A 239-nucleotide genomic window follows, 5' to 3' on the forward strand; every position below is an offset into this window, starting at 1 on the left:
TGGTATAGCTTTTATTGGTGCATTGCTATTGTGGAATATTCGGTTCACTAAAAAGCGATTAATACTTTTATCTTTTTCATATTTAATAACATTGTTTTTTGCTAATTATATCGGTATATTCGATAATCTCACTGAATATCGTGCAGGTTTTGAAGAAAATGAAGCGGGGTCGACATTGGGATTGGATTTCTCTAATCCTATTCTGTTTATTCCTAACTTTATTGCTAGTATTTTAGGAC

General features: G+C 31.4%; 1 pseudogene. It reads left to right on the top strand.

What is annotated here, in order from left to right:
• Window positions 1-239, top strand: a pseudogene (locus AAEY79_RS16275) (hypothetical protein); the annotation flags it as partial.

The sequence above is a fragment of the Psychrobacter sp. GW64-MNA-CIBAN-0177 genome (genome assembly GCF_040309585.1).
In the GTDB taxonomy this organism is placed as follows: domain Bacteria; phylum Pseudomonadota; class Gammaproteobacteria; order Pseudomonadales; family Moraxellaceae; genus Psychrobacter; species Psychrobacter okhotskensis.